The organism is Pseudomonas sp. yb_2 (genome assembly GCF_043103905.1).
In the GTDB taxonomy this organism is placed as follows: domain Bacteria; phylum Pseudomonadota; class Gammaproteobacteria; order Pseudomonadales; family Pseudomonadaceae; genus Aquipseudomonas; species Aquipseudomonas alloputida.
Genome location: NZ_JBICKH010000011.1, coordinates 1 through 610, shown reverse-complemented (window position 1 = coordinate 610; position 610 = coordinate 1). Strand labels below are relative to the sequence as shown.

The following is a 610-nucleotide window of genomic DNA, read 5'->3' as shown; positions in this document are numbered from 1 at the left end:
TCGACGTTGACTTCCTTGAAGAAGCCCAGGCGCTCAAGACGGGTCTTGGACTGGTCGATCAGGTAGGTCGACGCCCAGCCGCCTTCCATCTGGCGCATTTCGCGACGCAGCACTTCGTCTTCGGTCTTGGTGTTGCCGCGGTAGTTGATGCGGTTGACGTAGGCACGCTTGCCCGGGTCGACCACGAACATGATGTCGACCGTGTGGTCCTGGTCGTTGGGTTGCGGCACGCCGTTGACGTTAGCGAAGGTGTAGCCTTCGTTACCCAGCCGGCGGGTGATCAGCTCGGACGTGGTGGTCATCACCTTGCGCGAGAATACCTGCCCCGGCTGCACCAGCAGCAGCGACTTGACCTGGTCTTCCGGCACCTTGAGGTCACCGGACAGCTTCACGTCGCGAACGGTGTATTTCTCGCCTTCGTTGATGTTGACGGTGATGTAGACGTGCTTCTTGTCCGGCGTGATGGACACCTGGGTGGAGGCGATGTCCATGTTGATGTAGCCGCGGTCCAGGTAGTAGGAACGCAGGCGCTCCAGGTCACCGGAGAGTTTTTCACGGGCGTACTTGTCGTCGTTCTTGAAGAACGACAGCCAGTTGGTGGTCTTCAGCT

The 610-nt window shown here is 59.5% G+C and carries 1 protein-coding gene; it reads right to left on the bottom strand.

The genetic code is table 11. The annotated features are described in order from the left end of the window. A partial coding sequence (locus tag ACF8FB_RS02790; RefSeq protein WP_392510990.1) for a POTRA domain-containing protein occupies positions 1 to 610 on the bottom strand: 610 nt, incomplete at both ends.